Raw genomic sequence first — 15,061 nt, 5'->3', positions numbered from 1 at the left:
TTGATGATTTATTGACATCTATCGAAAAACATCATTTTTTTAAAATGGAAAAGCGCCCTCTTTTACAAGATAAAGAAGGCAAAATATTTAACAATTATATAAAAGAATTAGAAATCCGCGACAAAATAGAACAAAAACAACAAAAAATAAATGAGTTAAATGATAAATTACTTCCAATAGATAACACTGAAAAAAACAAATTACAAAAAAAGAAAGACAAGCTCAAAAAAGAAAGAAGACAATTACAAAAACAATTAAGTGAATTAGTAAATGATATATTTTGTTAAAAAACAAATCATCCAAAAAACCAAAATCAAAACAAGTTCATAGCCAAATTTTAATTAAAAAAAGAAAAAAGGGAGTTAATAAATGGAATTCGATAACATAATCAAAACTTTAAATGAGCAAGCTGGAAGCGAACAAAAACTAACATCTCAATTAATTATGTCTTTTTTGCAAAATCAAAACATAAAAATACCATATCAACAAATAGCACAAAGCCTAAAAGAACAAGGGATTCAAATTATTTCTTGCGAAACACAAGCAGCTCCATCTCTAAATGAAAACCCCAATCAAAATGATACGCAACCCCAAACAAACACCACCAATGATGATTTTACTGACCTTGATTCCGAATTAACAAATGCAAACTTAGAAAACACAGATGACAACAAAGATGAAGACAACACACAAGACTCAGAAGAAGACATCCAAGATTTTGACATTTCTGAAGAGGACTTAATATCAGATGAAAAACTCATAGAATTAGAAGAAGACGAAGATGAAAAAATTTCTAAAATCCATTCTGATATTAAAATGGATGACTCAGTTCGTATGTATTTAAAAGAAATTGGTCAAATTCCTTTGCTTTCGCTAGCAGAAGAACAAAAAAAATCCATTTTAGTTTTTTTAGGAAAACAAGCCAAACAAAAGCTTGCCAAGCACAAAACCAAAGAAATTGAATTATCCGAAGAACAACTCCAAGAAGCACATGACCAAATCGAACAAGCAAGGCGCGCCAAAGATATTTTGGTAGAATCCAATTATAGATTAGTAGTTTCCATTGCCAAACGATATATTGGAAGAGGCATTTTGTTTCTTGATTTAATCCAAGAAGGCAACATGGGCTTAATGCGTGCAGTAGATAAATTCGATTATCAAAAAGGATTTAAATTTTCTACCTATGCCACTTGGTGGATTAGACAAGCCATCACAAGAGCGATTGCCGATCAAGCAAGAACTATCCGAATTCCTGTCCACATCGTAGAAACTATTAATAAAATGGCACTTTGCACTCGCAAATTAACTCAAAAACTTAAGAAAAAACCTACAGTTGAAGAGTTAGCCGACAAAATGAATATTTCTGCTGAAAAAATTCGCAGCATCCAATATATTGAAAAAAAACCCATCTCTTTGGAAGCTCCCGCAAGAGAAAACGAAGAAGACGAAACTTCTTTGGGGGATTTTATCTCAGATCCCAACATTTTATCCCCCCACGAATACATGATGAAAGAAGTAACTCAAAAGCTTTTAGATGAAGTCCTAGAAAATACCTTAACTGACCGCGAGGAAAAAGTATTAAAAATGCGCTATGGTCTTTTAGATGGCAAAACCCACACTTTAGAAGAAGTAGGCACTTTATTTGGAGTTACTAGAGAAAGAATCCGCCAAATTGAATCCAAAGCTCTAAGACGACTCAGAACTCCAGCTAAACAAAGCAAATTAAAAAGTTTGTACCACAACCACAAATAAAATGAAACGAATCCCTTTTATTGCGTCTCTTACTAAAAATTATGACACCGTTGTAGACATCGGAACAGATCATGGTTTAGTCCTCAAAAAGGCTTTTCAACAAGGCTATATCAAACAAGCAATTGCAGCAGATATAAAATTAAAACCTTTATTTCAAGCCCAAAAAAACCTTGCTTGCTATCCAGTTACTTTTTGTTTAAGTGACGGATTCCAAAACATTTGCCAAGATTTTGATCTTGCCCTAATTTGTGGTATGGGAACTTATGCTATTACTAAAATACTTGAAAAAAGTCCTGATAAAAGCAAACATTTTATATTAGGATCACAAAGCAATCAAGATTATCTTCAAGAATGGCTATTAAAAAACGATTTTCAAATTTTAGAAGAATATCATTTATTTGACAAATTTTTTTATCATTTCTTAAAAGTAACTCGCAAAAGCTAATTTTTGCTTCCAATTAAATATCTATGATTAAACCAAACTATTTTAATAGTTTGGTTTTTTTATTATAAGTTAATAATTGTGCCATTTTATAAACAAAAAAGACCAACGATTAAGCTGGTTTTAAATGTTATATTAAAATATTAAGTTGTCTAAATAAATGAAACAGTTAGAAAAGACCCATAAAAACCCATATAAATATTTTGTAAAGGTTTTATCATCAAAAAAAGCAAGACAGCAATATATTTATTTTATGTTTCCTTAACAATATATTTTTTATTTATTCAAATGCGCTAAAATAGCTTTTTGAACTTTTTCATAATCTTGAGGAAACATCAAAGAAGCATTATTTTTAAAAACCAAATTAATTTCTTTTTCATCAAAACGAGGAATCAAATGCACATGATAATGAAAAACAGTCTGCCCTGCTACTTTGCCATTATTATTTAATAAATTGATTCCCTGAGCTTGAAAAACATCCATTAATGCTTTGCTTATTTGATGTACTACTTTAAACAAATGGGCAAAAACATCTTCAGGCATCATCAAAATATCACGATATTCTTGTTTAGGCACCACCAAAGTGTGTCCTTTGGTCGCTTGGGCAATATCTAAAAAAGCAACTACTAAATTATCCTCATAAAGTAGATAACCAGGAACTTGTTTTTTGATAATTTTAGTAAAAATAGTTGACATAAAAACTCCTTTAAATGTGTTTTTGGATAAATAAACTTGCAATTAAGCACCAATATTATAAATTTATTCCATTTTGCGCACAATATTTTTAAAATTACACTTAGCAATTTGAGGCAAAATCTCTAATCCGTGTTGTTTTACTATCAAATCAATTTGCAAATCTACCAATTTGCCTGCTCCTAATTGCAATTTGGAATTAATTTGCTTAGAAAGTTTTGCTATTTGTGTTAAAAAAAGATATCTAGCAATAACAGAAGCCACAGCAACACTAAAATAAGAACTATCAGCCTTAGTTTCAAAAATAATCTTTGTATAAATCTCATTTTGGGCTTTTTGGTCTTGCAAATAATTAAAATAATTTTTAGGAAAACAAAACTGATCCAAAATGACAGGAACATTTGGAGAAGCTTTTAAAACGGTTTGCTTAATTGCTTCGTTATGCATTAAAGCCTTAATTTTATTGAGATTACATTGTTTGATTGTTTGATTGTATTCTAAAGGCATCATTATTTTAACAGAATAAATAACTTCTTTCATAATTAAAGGAGCTAGCTGCATTATTTTTTCATCTGAGATTTTTTTGGATTCGGCAATAGTTCCTAATTTTTGCAAAAAAACAATATTTTTAGCAGTCAAGTAAACACAACAAACAATAACAGGACCAAAAACATCTCCTGTACCTACTTCATCAGAACCAATGGATGGAAGATAATAAGTTTTTTTGTTATAAAGTGGCAAAAATGAATTTGTCCCCGCATTGCTTTTAGTTTTTAACGTTGGGACTTGTTTGACTAATGAATGGCTAACTTCTTTTATTTCGCTATTATCGCTAACTGTTTTCATTTGCAATATTTTTTTAATAAAAGCAACGATAGATAAGGTATTTTTTCCTTGCACTAACAAAGTTCCGTTATTATAAACTATTATTTTAGCCAAAGATTCATCTATAACAAAAGCAACCGTTTTATTAGGTGATAATTTTAATTGTTTGTAGTAGAATTTTTTAATTGTTGCTACTTGATTGTTGTTCAATTTGAAACTATAATTTGACATCACTTAATACCTCCTTAATATTTCTTGCATTTTGGCAGTTTTTGTTGTCTTTGGTTTTGCAAAAAAGACCAAAATTTGTCATCGCTTCTTTTATTATATATCACAATAAACTGAAAAAAGATAAAATAACAAGCTAATATTTGCAATTTATATAAAAAAATTAGAATATTTGAAAAACATTCTAATTTTGAATTGAAAATTATTTTTGCAAAATTATTTTTGATTAAAATTGCTTTTTGAAAGTCTTGCAACTTGCAACTTAGTTTATTTTTTTAATTACATCTTTTATAAATAGCCAATTTATAAATGGAAAGGGGCAAATATTGTTTTTAAATTTGAGTTTGTTTATGATAAAAGAAACTTTGCAAATGATAAGAGACTTTTTGCAACAAAAATATTGCTCTTCATTATTTATGGTTTTTAAAAAAGTTTTGCAATGCTGTTTCATATTGATTATTTTCTTTATCTTTATAAAAATTAACATTATTTTTCATCAAGTAATAACGCAGTTTTTTTGGAATAAAAATACGAATTTCTTCTTCATTATACCCAATTTAAATTTTTTGATCTTTAATAATGATAGGTCTTTTTAAAATTTCAGGATTTTCAATAATAATTTTTTTGATGTTATCGTTGTTGATAGTTTCCAAATCTATTTGTTTTTCTTTAAAAATTTTGGAACGTCGCGAAATAATATCATCAAACCCATAATCACAATTTTTTAAAATTAAATCCAGATCTTGTGATTGCATTTTATAATTTAAAAAATTACGCTCTTCGTATCTTACCCCATGAGCTTTTAACCATTTTTTAACTTTTTTACAAGAAAAACAACTAAAACTCGTATAAACAATTACCATAATTATTTATGTAATTCTCCTTTGATAAAATAAATTAATGAATGAATTTTGGCGCGCAAAAATGCGATATTCATATATTAAAAATATTATATTTTATTTTTAAAATGTAATAGTGCTATTAAAAATTTTAAATTATAATTAATTTGAGTTATAAAATGTAGAAGGTTTTTTATTTTTAGTTAAATAATGGTTTAATTTTGAAAAATATTTATAATCCTAAGGCAAATCCAAAGGCAAAATGTTTTTTAATTCAACATCTGCATATCCTAAAAGGAAAAACAAAAGGAAAAGCAAGGCAAGAAAAGGAAAATCAATACAAGAAAAGAAAAAAGTATAAAAAGGGTAAAAAGTTATTAAAATAGTCCCAAAATATTTAAAAAAAAGACCGTTTTATTTTTTAAAAAAGTTATTTATTGTGGTTCAATAAAAAATTTTAATATTAAAAACGGTGTTAATATAAAAATCAAAATAAATTTGGGATAAAAAAATAATTCGATAAATAATAAAATAAATTTGGTGCATTATTTGCAAAAAAAGATATCATTGTAAAAAATCAAATAGTTTTGCAAATGGTTTTGAAAATGGTTTTTTAAAATAATGGAAATAAGAAAATAATGAAAAAATGCTATAAACTACTTTTAAACTGTCAAAATAATAGGAATAATAATTGGATTTCTCAAAGTAATTCCGTATATTTTAGAGGCAAGATAATCAACGATAATTTTGTTTAAAGTCTCTTTTTGCACTTCATCTTGTTTAATAGCAGTTTCAATACTATTTTTAATATCATAAGAAATTTGTTTAATCATTTCTTGATTATCTTTCATATAAATAAAGCCACGAGAAACAATTGTTGGTAAATTAAGGACTTTTTTTCTTTTTAAATCAATACTCATAACAACAGAAAATAAGCCTTTTTCACTCAGACTACGACGTTCTTTTAGGATGGCATTGCCCACATCGTCTATTCCAGAAGCATCGATAAAGACGTTGCCTACATTCACTTTTTGGGTAATGGCAGCTTTTTCAGGAGCTAAGTTTACCATTTGTCCGTTTTCCAAAATAAAAATATTACTTTCTGGAATACCACATTCTAGAGCTAAATTTTTGTGTGCAATTAACATGCGATGTTCGCCGTGAACTGGAATAAAATATTTAGGCTTGGTAAGCGAAAGCATCAATTTAAGGTCATTTTGGTTACCGTGTCCTGATACATGAGTGTTAATTAAAGGTCCGTGAGTGATGACGTTGACATTTTTTTTGAAAAGTAAATCAAAAATTTTATTAATGTTTTCTTGGTTGCCAGGAATGGGAGAAGAAGAAAAAATGATAGTATCTTTGGGACTTAACTTAATTTGTCTATGAGTGTTGTTAGCAATTCTGCTTAAAGCTGCTAAGGGCTCTCCTTGTGAGCCGGTGCAAAGCAAGATAATATCGCGATATTTGTGAATGTTATTACTTGTGACAAGGGTGCCTTCAGGAATGTTAAGATAGCCATGTTTTTTGCCAATTTCCAAAGCTTTTTCCATGCTGCGACCAAACACTGCAACTTTTCTTTTAGTCTGAATAGCAGCTTCTACAATTTGTTTGATGCGGTAAAAATTAGAAGCAAAAGTAACAATAATGATGCGGTCTGCAATATTTACAAAAAGTTCATTAATGGAAGCCCCAATAGTACTTTCGGATTGGACCAACCCAGATTGCTCGGCATTAGTAGAATCAGAAAGCAGGCACAAAACGCCTTCTTGTTTAATCTTGATTAATTTATCATATTGCGCTTCTGGACCTACTGGAGTATAATCAATTTTAAAATCCCCAGTATAAAAAATATTGCCGTATTTGGTGTTAAAAACGATCCCAAAAGTGTCAGGAATAGAGTGGTTAAGTCTGATGAAAGACACATTTACTTGATGGCTAAATTCGTATTTGGTATCATGGCTGTATTTTTCTATTTTGGGCAGGGCGCCAATTTCTTTATGCTCTGCTAATTTATGTTCTAACAAATAATATGCAATCCCTGAGACAAAAATTTTAGGAATACCCACTTTTTTAAGCAAATAAGGAATGCCTCCAATATGATCTTCATGTCCGTGAGTAACAAAAAGCCCTACAATACGCGATTCGTTTTTCAATAAATAATCATAATCGGGAATGACGTAATTGACTCCTAACAAAAAATCATCTGAAAACAAAATCCCTGAATCTACAATAAAAATTTGCTTGTGAATATCAAAAACATACATGTTTTTCCCAACTTCGCCAAGCCCTCCCAAAGCAAAGAAAGAAACATCGGAATTATAGTTATTAATCTTTGGGTCTAAATTATTCATAAAAATTATTCTCCTTTAAATCTCATTAAAATCAATAAAAAACTGTTAAGGTTTCCTATTTTAACGATTATTACTACCTATATTATAGTATAATATAAGCAATAATTGTAATTAATTATTGTATAAAATTGATATTTTTAGCAAAAAAGACATTATAAATTATATTCATAAAGAAAATAGGTAATAAAGTTTATGAAAAAACTAATTTTTTTTGATATTGACGGCACTTTAAGAAGTAATAAAAATAAAGCTATTTTGCCTCAGACAAAAGCGTTAATCAAAGAGCTTTCACAAAATCCTAATGTAGTTTTAGGAATTGCTACAGGCAGAAGTTATTCTAGATTAGGAGTTTTAAAAGAATTAAGACCTTTATTTAAATATTTAGTTTTGTGCAACGGCGCTATTACAATACAAGCACAAAAGACGCAAGAAGAAAAAGTCCTTAATGAGGTTTGTTTTGACCAAAAAGATGTTATGCAAGTAAAAAAAGTAGCTGCTACAAATGGAGTTGCTTTAACTCTTTTTACCTTGGACCAAATTTTTGCCATAGATTTACAAAACAACCAAACACTCAACAATATTAACAGTTTTAAAGGGGAACAAAAACTAGTTCTAAATGATGCTTTTTTTGAGCAACAAAAAGTTTATCAAATGGTATTATTACATGAAAAAGAAAACGATAAAGAAAAGATACAACAATTTTTAAAAGATATGCCCCAATTAAAAGCTTACTTTTGGGATAGTGGTTTTGTTGATATAATGTATCAAAAAATAGACAAATCATACGGAATTAAGCAAATTAAGGCTCTTTATCCCGATCATCAATTAATTTGTATGGGAGACGGTCCCAACGACTTTGAAATGCTTAAATTAGCTGATGTGGCAATTACTATGGGAAATACCAAAATAGAAGATTTAAAAAATATTGCTAATTTTGTAAGCCCTCATATTGATGAAGACCGCATGTATGATTTTTTTAAGACTAAAAAAATAATTTAATAGTTTGAAAGAAAAGTTGTAACAATTTGTTGCAGCTTTTTTTGTTGTGTTAATATATAATAAAAGTTAAACCGCTTATCTCATCAATAAGCGGTTTAACTTTTTAGTTTATAGTTTTATTTTATATTTATTATGGGGAATAATAAATGGAGCGGGCGATGGGAATCGAACCCACGTCTTTAGCTTGGAAGGCTAAGGTAATGGCCATTATACGACGCCCGCATAGATAGTTAATTAAGGAATGGTCGGGAAGGCAGGATTTGAACCCGCGACCTCCTGGTCCCAAACCAGGCGCTATACCAAGCTAAGCTACTTCCCGTTAATTGCATTTATGATGTTTTAATGGCACACCCAAGAGGATTTGAACCCCTAGCCTTCTGATCCGTAGTCAGATGCTCTATCCAATTGAGCTATGGGTGCTTTTTTATCAAATTGGTGACCCGTACGGGATTTGAACCCGTGAATGCATGCGTGAAAGGCATGTGAGTTAACCGTTTCTCCAACGGGCCTAATATTTTTTATTTATACCTTGGAATAAATCATAAAGCACAAATAAAAATAATCTCTTAAAGTGGAATCAAAATAAAATAAGTTATTCAAAAGTTTTTTTAATTTTAACCAATAATTATTATACCAACATTTAGCCAAAAAGTCAAATAATAAAATTGTTTTATGACAAATATTTGCAAAATATGTATTATTGCGATATTTTGGTGTAGAAATACATTCGTGCAGGAACACAAAAAATACATTTTGCAAGAATTAAGGAGCAAGAATTAATATTTATACTATTTTTCAATTTTGCAAAAACTATAATAATGGAAAATGGTACTATTTTTGAAATTTAGGTTTTCTAATAATTCCTACTCCAATAGCGCTGTCTCCTACATGACACCCAACAACAGGAGTTAAAGGGATTTGTACTAAATTTTTTAAGCCTAATTGGGTTTCTAAAACTTGTTGAAACTCGTTTTTTAATTCAGGGCGCCCTGTAAAAATTAAATGGATTTGATAATCATGATTTTGGGTATATTCTTTGATTTTAGAAGTTATGGCTAAAAGTGCTTTGTGGGAACTTAAAGTCTTTTTAATTAAGACAATTTTGCCATCTTGTTGAACTTGCAAAATGGGATTTATTCTCAAAAGGCGCCCCAAAAAACTTTTTACTCCTACTAAACGTCCATTTTTAATTAATTGTGTAAGTTTTTTGGTCATAAAAAAAATGGTATTATTTTCTTTAATGAAATCTAAATGCTTAACAACTTGTTCTAGGGATTTGCTTTCTGCAAATAAACGATAAGCTTCTAGGGCAAAAAAACCTTCACAAAAACAGACAGTTTTAGTGTCATAACAGTGTACCTCAATTTTATCTGATACCATTTTTCCTGCTTGAATAATAGCATTATAAGTGCCGCTTAAAGCAGAAGATAGCGTAGTTACAAAAACTTTTTGATAACCTTGTAAAGCTAACTTTTCAAAATAAACTACCATTTCGCCAACTGATACTTGCGAAGTTTTAGGCATAAAATCAGGGTTGTTTTTAAACATTTGATAAAATTGATCGTATTTCATGGTTTTACCATCAATATATTCTTGATCGTCGATTAAAATTTTGATTCTAAGAATGTCAATATCACAAGAATGCGAGTAATAATCGAGACAACTAGTAGAAGTGGTTGCAACTTTTATTTTCACATCATTCTCCTTTAATTTGCTTTAGGGATGCCAATTATTTGCCATATAAAGGTTTTTGGTAATAAAAAATATTTGGAATATAATTAAAATATCAAAAGAAATTAGTATTAAAAATAGATGTTAGTTGGTTGTAATTAGGGTTTATTTGGGGTGAAGTAGTGCAAAAATGAAAAATACAAAAATAAATTGTCAGATTGGTCAAATTGGAAAAACAAAAGAGCAAAAACAAAAGGAAGGCACAACAACAATAAATTAACTTTTTTATATTGAATTATTGTTTTTTGACAACTTTCTTATTATTTTGTATCGTATTTATTTGTATTTATTATTCGTTTTATTCACTTTTAACACTAATGAAAATAGGAATAACAATAGGTCTTTTTTTAGTTTCTTTGAATAAAAATTTAACTAATGATTCTCTAATATTTTTTTTGAAATCATTCCATTTAAGATACTTTTTTTTCAAAAAAATTTCACTTTTTTCATCAAAAATAGCTTTTAACTTAGGAAAAATATGACTAGTTTCAGAAACTGCCAAAAAGCCTTTACTTACTAATTGTGGAGCACCTACTATTTTTTTGTGTTTAGCATTAACATTGGCAACAACAATTACAACTCCATCCGCTGCTAAAAGTTCACGGTCTTTCATAATAAAATCTTGCCCACCAATAACGGGAGTACCATCAATTAAAATTTCTGTAAGAACGCCAGTATTAGATTCGGCAAAGGCATCTTTTTGTGGGTCACAATGCCAAATACTGCCATTTTCTAACAAGAAAGTTTGGTTGAGTTTGAATCCTAAACTTTGGGCAATTTTTTGCACTTGATATTGATGACGATATTCACCCATAACAGGAATAATGTATTGAGGTTTTAAAAAATTAAGCATCAATTTGAGGGTTTTTTCATAATCATTGGAACAAGCGTCTAGGTCTTTTACCAAAACATGGGCTTGAATATTGTGGCGTGACAAAAGATCTAGGGTTTGAGATTGCATTTTGGCAATTCCTGCCATTTCTTTGGACATTAACAACACTAAATCTTGGGGCGTTAAATGAATTAAAGTGTCTGTTTTTTGACACATTTTTTGCAAATGAAACAAAGATTCAAAATGTTTACCTAACACAAAGACAACTAATTTTGGATGTTTTTTGGAGTCTTCTAGTGTTTTTAATTCCACTAAATTGAAGGAAGGCACTTTTAAAAAACCTTTTTTCAAAGCAATATCAATAATTTTTTCACTTTTTCTACCTAAAAAAGTTATTTTAAAATTAAGTCTACATGCCAAATCCACTATGGATTGAATTTTTAACAAATCAGGCATCAAAGAAGGAATAACAATAATACCTTCGGATTTAAGCAAGTGATTGCTAAAATAGTTATTCAATTTGTGCTCAAAACTCAATGCATCATTATTATGCGCAGATGTGCTAAAAGCCCCACGACAAGAAGGCAAAAAGGCAAGTACTTTGGGTTGTGCTAATTGCGCTAATCTTGTAAAATTAGTTTGAAAAAATTTATTTTTAGAATGCAATAATTTAAGGTCGCCAGAGTAAACGATGCTACCTCGTTTAGTTTGAAAAACCATTCCCAATGTTTCAGGAATCAATTGCGATGTAGCAAAAAAAGCCACCGCCACATCATCAAAAATAAGTCTTTCATCGCTTTTAACGATTTGTAGATTAAAATTGCGGTAATTAATTTTATGACTTTGAAAATGCGCTTTTAGAACTTGCATCGTAAAATAAGAAGCATAAACAGGGATATCAAAATCTTTCATCAAGTAAGGCAAGGCACCCAAATTGGTTTCAAAAGCTGATGATAAAAAAACGCCTTTAATCTTGTCTTTGATATCTTGTAATTTATAATAATCAGCAATCATAGAATCGATGCCATAAAGAGTGGTATTGGGATATTTTAGTCCAGCATCAAGTAAAAAATAAGATTCGTTAATTTGCAAGACGTAAAAATTTTTTCCACTTTCGCCCAGTCCTCCTAAAGCAAAAAATTTAATGTCATTCACTTGGAACCTCCAGTTTGTAATTTGGAAATTATTCATAATTAAAGATGAAAATAATTTCTTGAAATGTTTTGAAAATTAAAAATTAAAAAAATAAAAATTAGAATTGGAATTGAATTGGGATTGCAAATCCGGAATTGAGCATTGAAAAATATATTTAGGTTTGGGATTTGGTTGTTGTTGGCATTGTTGAATTATTTAGTAAATATTTTTTCGTTTTGTCAATTTAGATGTTTTTGCAAAAGCGGGATTGGGATATGATAATGCCGCATTTATTTAATGTATCAATAAAAGACTTGCAAAATGCCCAAAATAAAAATCAAACAGCAATTGTAATTCAATAAATTAAATGCAATAAAAGACTTGCAACAAATGCACGAAAACTTTTAGGAAACTTGCTTGTATTCTATTGTAGCAAAAATGTTATTTATTGGGTTAAAAGTATTTTATAAGAGTCAAAATCAAATTTTGAATAATTAAAAATATTAGCCAGAAATGAAAAAGAAAAGAAATATAATAAAAAATATTAGGTGGATTATTGATGGTTTTGGTCAATTTGATAATAATTTTAAATCATTAACAAAAAATATTTTTTCAGTTTTCTTTGGTTTTTTCAAATATTGCATTTTTTATTGGATATGAAAATATCCAAAAGCAATTTTTTATTGATAAATATTTTTAATAATTTTCAAAATCATAAATAATTGAAAAAATAATTGACTTTGGGGCAAAACAGTTTTTTGAATTATTTATAATTTTTAAACTTGGCTTATATTTTTTTTGCCAAAGAAATTGATTTTGAGACGGGTTGTAAAAAATAAATTTTTTGCAAATATTTAGTTTTAGATTTAGATTTGATATTAAAATCTAGATTATAACTTTTTTAAAAGTTAATTTTAATATTATTGTTAGTATTAATTTGGTTTTTAAAATAAGCCTGAATTATTGCTTTTGATTTGAATCATTATTTTTGATTTAAAAATTTAAACACCCAATCAAAATACTAAATACTATCTAATATACCTATATTATACTAAAAAAATAATTTTTAAAAACGCATTTTTGCCTTAAAGTTGACAAAAGAAATTATTTATGTAGTAAAACCTTCAATAAAGTGCGTAATTACTATTTGGTTATTTGTTACAATTTTGACTCAAATAATGAAGACCCACTAAAAAGCGGGTCTATTTTTTGAAAATTGACAAAAATCTCAATTTTGTAATGATAAGAATAGTTGTTTTGCAACTTGTAATTTTAATATTATTAAACATTATATTTAATTTATAATTATTTTATCATCATTTAAAAATTTAAACACTAATCACAGGTCTAAAAGAAGGGTTTAATTTTTTTTCTAAATATTTAGCCAAAGTATTATTACACTGAATTAAAACAAAATAAATTATGGAAAGAAGGACAAAAGGAGTTATGACATCAGCAGTAATTCCCATATTTCGGTTAGCAATCCAGCCCATTTCAACAAGCCCAATAAAAGCAAAAAAGGTACAATCTTTAATATTGGTAATAAATTGAGTTATGACAAAAGGAACTGATTTTTTTAATGCTTGCGGAAAAATAATATTGTAAAAAGTTTGTCTTTGAGTCATTCCCAAAGAAAAAGCAGCCTCAATTTGTCCTTTATCAACAAATTTAATATTTTGCATTAAAATCATAGTAAGACTTGCACCAGCATTAAGAGTAATTACAAATAATGCAGCATGTATTTGGTTAATTTGGGGAAATCCATCAGGAAATAAATCAGGCATAAAGCCTTTACTAGGCCACAACAAACTAGTAGAAAACCATACTAACATTGCTTGAGCTGCAATTGGCACTCCTTTTAATAACCAAATATAAGTGTCAACACATTTAGAAATAATTTTATAACATGCTTTTACAAAAGTGTTATTAGTTCTTGCATTTGTTACTTTAGTCTTTGTGCCTACTAAAAATAAAGCTAATAAAAAACCTATTAATAAGCCATCAATACTAATTAATAAGGTATTATATAACCCTTTTTATAAGATGGGAAATTATAACACATTTTTTGCCACAAACCTAAATTTTTAATATTTCTCATTTTATAAGTAGCATTATAAACTCTATCTTCAAATTCTTTTAATTTGTCTCTAATGCTATTAAGTTTTTTTCTAAACGAATTATTTCACTTGTTTCTTTTGTATTGTCTTGTTCGTTGCTACTTCTTGTAGTTGTTTCTAAATTATTAAATTCTTTTTCTTCTTCTTGGGTTCTTTGGTTTAAGTGAGGTGTTCCAAAACTTTAGACACTTTTTGCTTTTTAAAAATTCTTTAAGGCTAACTATTAAGTTAGTCTTTTTTTGTTTCAAAGACTAAAAAAATAATTTCTTATCTTTTCTAAAAACGTTTTTAGAAAGGGATTAAATGTTAAGACAAAAATTATTTAAAGATTTTTTAAAAAACAAAAAGAATTTAGAAATACGAAATCAATTAATCGATTTACATTTGCCATTAGTAAATAAATTAGTTAAGCAATTTAAATATTATCCGCGTGTCCTTCAAAAAGAGGATTTATATCAAGAAGGGGTTTTAGGATTAATCAAAGCCCTCAATAATTACCAAGATTTAGGCTATGACTTTGTTACTTATGCAACTCCAAAAATAAAATTTGCAATCAATGAAATAATAAGAAAAAGCCATTCACCTTCAATCCCCCAAAAAACAACCAAATCAAACAATATCAGTTTTAAAGAAGAAAAATACAAAAAACCTAATTGGGATAAAATCCTTAATCCACATCAATTATGGTTAAAACAAGTAAAACATGAATTATTAATAAAAAAACTAAAAACTAAACTAAGTAAAAATGAATTCAATGTTATTTGTTTAAGTTTTGGTATCTCACTAGAAAACAACAACGAACCTTATCATCAACCCCTAACCAATCATGCAATCGCCCAAAAACTTAATTTAAAACTCTCACAAATTGAAGATTTAAAAGATAATGCAATTAGAAAACTAAACCCAAATTATAAAAATAAGGAGAAATAAAATGTTAAATAAAGTTCAATTAATAGGTAATATCACTCATGATCTAGAACAACAATATATTAATACTAATGAAGGTCAAATCCCTAAAATAGATTTCAATTTAGCAATTAACAATAAAGATAAAGTGCAATTCATCCCTTGTGTAGTTTTTAGAACCCAAGCAGACAATATGTTTACATATCTAC

12 protein-coding genes, 4 tRNA genes and 1 pseudogene are annotated in these 15,061 nt (G+C 28.3%); 6 read left to right on the top strand and 11 right to left on the bottom strand.

Annotation, left to right across the window (positions count from 1 at the left end; all coding sequences use genetic code 11):
* From OYV_RS01315 to OYV_RS01305, 3 genes and pseudogenes are all read left to right on the top strand, one after another.
* Nucleotides 1-287: pseudogene (locus OYV_RS01315) on the top strand (DNA primase); the annotation flags it as partial.
* Nucleotides 288-369: 82 nt separating this feature from the next.
* A complete protein-coding gene (gene rpoD / locus OYV_RS01310; RefSeq protein WP_011160977.1) occupies nt 370-1,752 on the top strand; it encodes an RNA polymerase sigma factor RpoD in 1,383 nt (460 codons plus the stop codon).
* Between the two features lies 1 nt (nt 1,753).
* Nucleotides 1,754-2,197: a class I SAM-dependent methyltransferase gene (locus OYV_RS01305; protein WP_011160978.1), complete on the top strand. Its 444-nt coding sequence runs from the start codon at nt 1,754-1,756 to the stop codon at nt 2,195-2,197.
* A 273-nt stretch (nt 2,198-2,470) separates the two neighbouring features.
* On the opposite strand, the gene OYV_RS01300 is transcribed toward OYV_RS01305, so the two are convergent.
* The 4 genes from OYV_RS01300 to OYV_RS01275 all read right to left on the bottom strand — a co-directional run bounded on the left by OYV_RS01300 (nt 2,471) and on the right by OYV_RS01275 (nt 7,133).
* Entirely contained in the window at nt 2,471-2,890 is a 420-nt protein-coding gene (locus OYV_RS01300; protein WP_041624847.1) for an HIT family protein, read from the bottom strand.
* Between the two features lie 63 nt (nt 2,891-2,953).
* Entirely contained in the window at nt 2,954-3,943 is a 990-nt protein-coding gene (rnhC, locus tag OYV_RS01295) for a ribonuclease HIII (RefSeq protein ID WP_236620255.1), read from the bottom strand.
* A gap of 554 nt (nt 3,944-4,497) precedes the next feature.
* Entirely contained in the window at nt 4,498-4,803 is a 306-nt protein-coding gene (locus OYV_RS01280) for a Spx/MgsR family RNA polymerase-binding regulatory protein (protein ID WP_011160981.1), read from the bottom strand.
* Between the two features lie 638 nt (nt 4,804-5,441).
* Nucleotides 5,442-7,133: a ribonuclease J gene (locus OYV_RS01275; protein ID WP_011160982.1), complete on the bottom strand. Its 1,692-nt coding sequence runs from the start codon at nt 7,131-7,133 to the stop codon at nt 5,442-5,444.
* 192 nt (nt 7,134-7,325) lie between these two features.
* Here OYV_RS01275 and OYV_RS01270 point away from each other — a divergent pair, with 192 nt between their 5' ends.
* Entirely contained in the window at nt 7,326-8,132 is an 807-nt protein-coding gene (locus OYV_RS01270) for a Cof-type HAD-IIB family hydrolase (RefSeq protein WP_042067890.1), read from the top strand.
* A gap of 147 nt (nt 8,133-8,279) precedes the next feature.
* Here the strand turns inward: OYV_RS01270 and OYV_RS01265 are convergent.
* The 7 genes from OYV_RS01265 to OYV_RS01235 all read right to left on the bottom strand — a co-directional run bounded on the left by OYV_RS01265 (nt 8,280) and on the right by OYV_RS01235 (nt 13,682).
* Nucleotides 8,280-8,354, bottom strand: a tRNA-Gly gene (locus OYV_RS01265).
* A 20-nt stretch (nt 8,355-8,374) separates the two neighbouring features.
* Nucleotides 8,375-8,451 (bottom strand) — tRNA-Pro (locus OYV_RS01260).
* A 24-nt stretch (nt 8,452-8,475) separates the two neighbouring features.
* Nucleotides 8,476-8,552: transfer RNA gene (locus tag OYV_RS01255), tRNA-Arg, on the bottom strand.
* A gap of 13 nt (nt 8,553-8,565) precedes the next feature.
* Nucleotides 8,566-8,641, bottom strand: a tRNA-Glu gene (locus OYV_RS01250).
* Between the two features lie 322 nt (nt 8,642-8,963).
* Complete coding sequence (locus OYV_RS01245; protein ID WP_042067887.1) at nt 8,964-9,827, bottom strand: DegV family protein; 864 nt, start codon at nt 9,825-9,827, stop codon at nt 8,964-8,966.
* Nucleotides 9,828-10,161: 334 nt separating this feature from the next.
* The gene (locus tag OYV_RS01240; protein ID WP_236620254.1) at nt 10,162-11,850 is read right to left on the bottom strand and encodes a ribonuclease J; all 1,689 of its coding nucleotides are present in this window, start codon (nt 11,848-11,850) and stop codon (nt 10,162-10,164) included.
* 1,307 nt (nt 11,851-13,157) lie between these two features.
* Complete coding sequence (locus tag OYV_RS01235) at nt 13,158-13,682, bottom strand: ABC transporter permease subunit (protein WP_236620253.1); 525 nt, start codon at nt 13,680-13,682, stop codon at nt 13,158-13,160.
* Nucleotides 13,683-14,249: 567 nt separating this feature from the next.
* Between OYV_RS01235 and OYV_RS01230 the strand changes: the two genes are divergently transcribed.
* Entirely contained in the window at nt 14,250-14,876 is a 627-nt protein-coding gene (locus OYV_RS01230) for a sigma-70 family RNA polymerase sigma factor (RefSeq protein WP_042067879.1), read from the top strand.
* 1 nt (nt 14,877) lies between these two features.
* Nucleotides 14,878-15,061: single-stranded DNA-binding protein (locus OYV_RS01225; RefSeq protein WP_042067876.1), on the top strand; the 184-nt coding region annotated here is incomplete at its 3' end.

This window comes from 'Chrysanthemum coronarium' phytoplasma (genome assembly GCF_000744065.1).
In the GTDB taxonomy this organism is placed as follows: Bacteria; Bacillota_I; Bacilli_A; order Acholeplasmatales; family Acholeplasmataceae; genus Phytoplasma; species Phytoplasma asteris.
This window is presented reverse-complemented; position numbering and strand designations above follow the sequence as displayed.

Coding starts and splice junctions, on each gene's coding strand:
- rpoD (WP_011160977.1), top strand. CDS start 370: ATGGAATTCGATAACATAATCAAAACTTTAAATGAGCAAGCTGGAAGC.
- OYV_RS01305 (WP_011160978.1), top strand. CDS start 1,754: ATGAAACGAATCCCTTTTATTGCGTCTCTTACTAAAAATTATGACACC.
- OYV_RS01300 (WP_041624847.1), bottom strand. CDS start 2,890: ATGTCAACTATTTTTACTAAAATTATCAAAAAACAAGTTCCTGGTTAT.
- rnhC (WP_236620255.1), bottom strand. CDS start 3,943: ATGTCAAATTATAGTTTCAAATTGAACAACAATCAAGTAGCAACAATT.
- OYV_RS01280 (WP_011160981.1), bottom strand. CDS start 4,803: ATGGTAATTGTTTATACGAGTTTTAGTTGTTTTTCTTGTAAAAAAGTT.
- OYV_RS01275 (WP_011160982.1), bottom strand. CDS start 7,133: ATGAATAATTTAGACCCAAAGATTAATAACTATAATTCCGATGTTTCT.
- OYV_RS01270 (WP_042067890.1), top strand. CDS start 7,326: ATGAAAAAACTAATTTTTTTTGATATTGACGGCACTTTAAGAAGTAAT.
- OYV_RS01230 (WP_042067879.1), top strand. CDS start 14,250: ATGTTAAGACAAAAATTATTTAAAGATTTTTTAAAAAACAAAAAGAAT.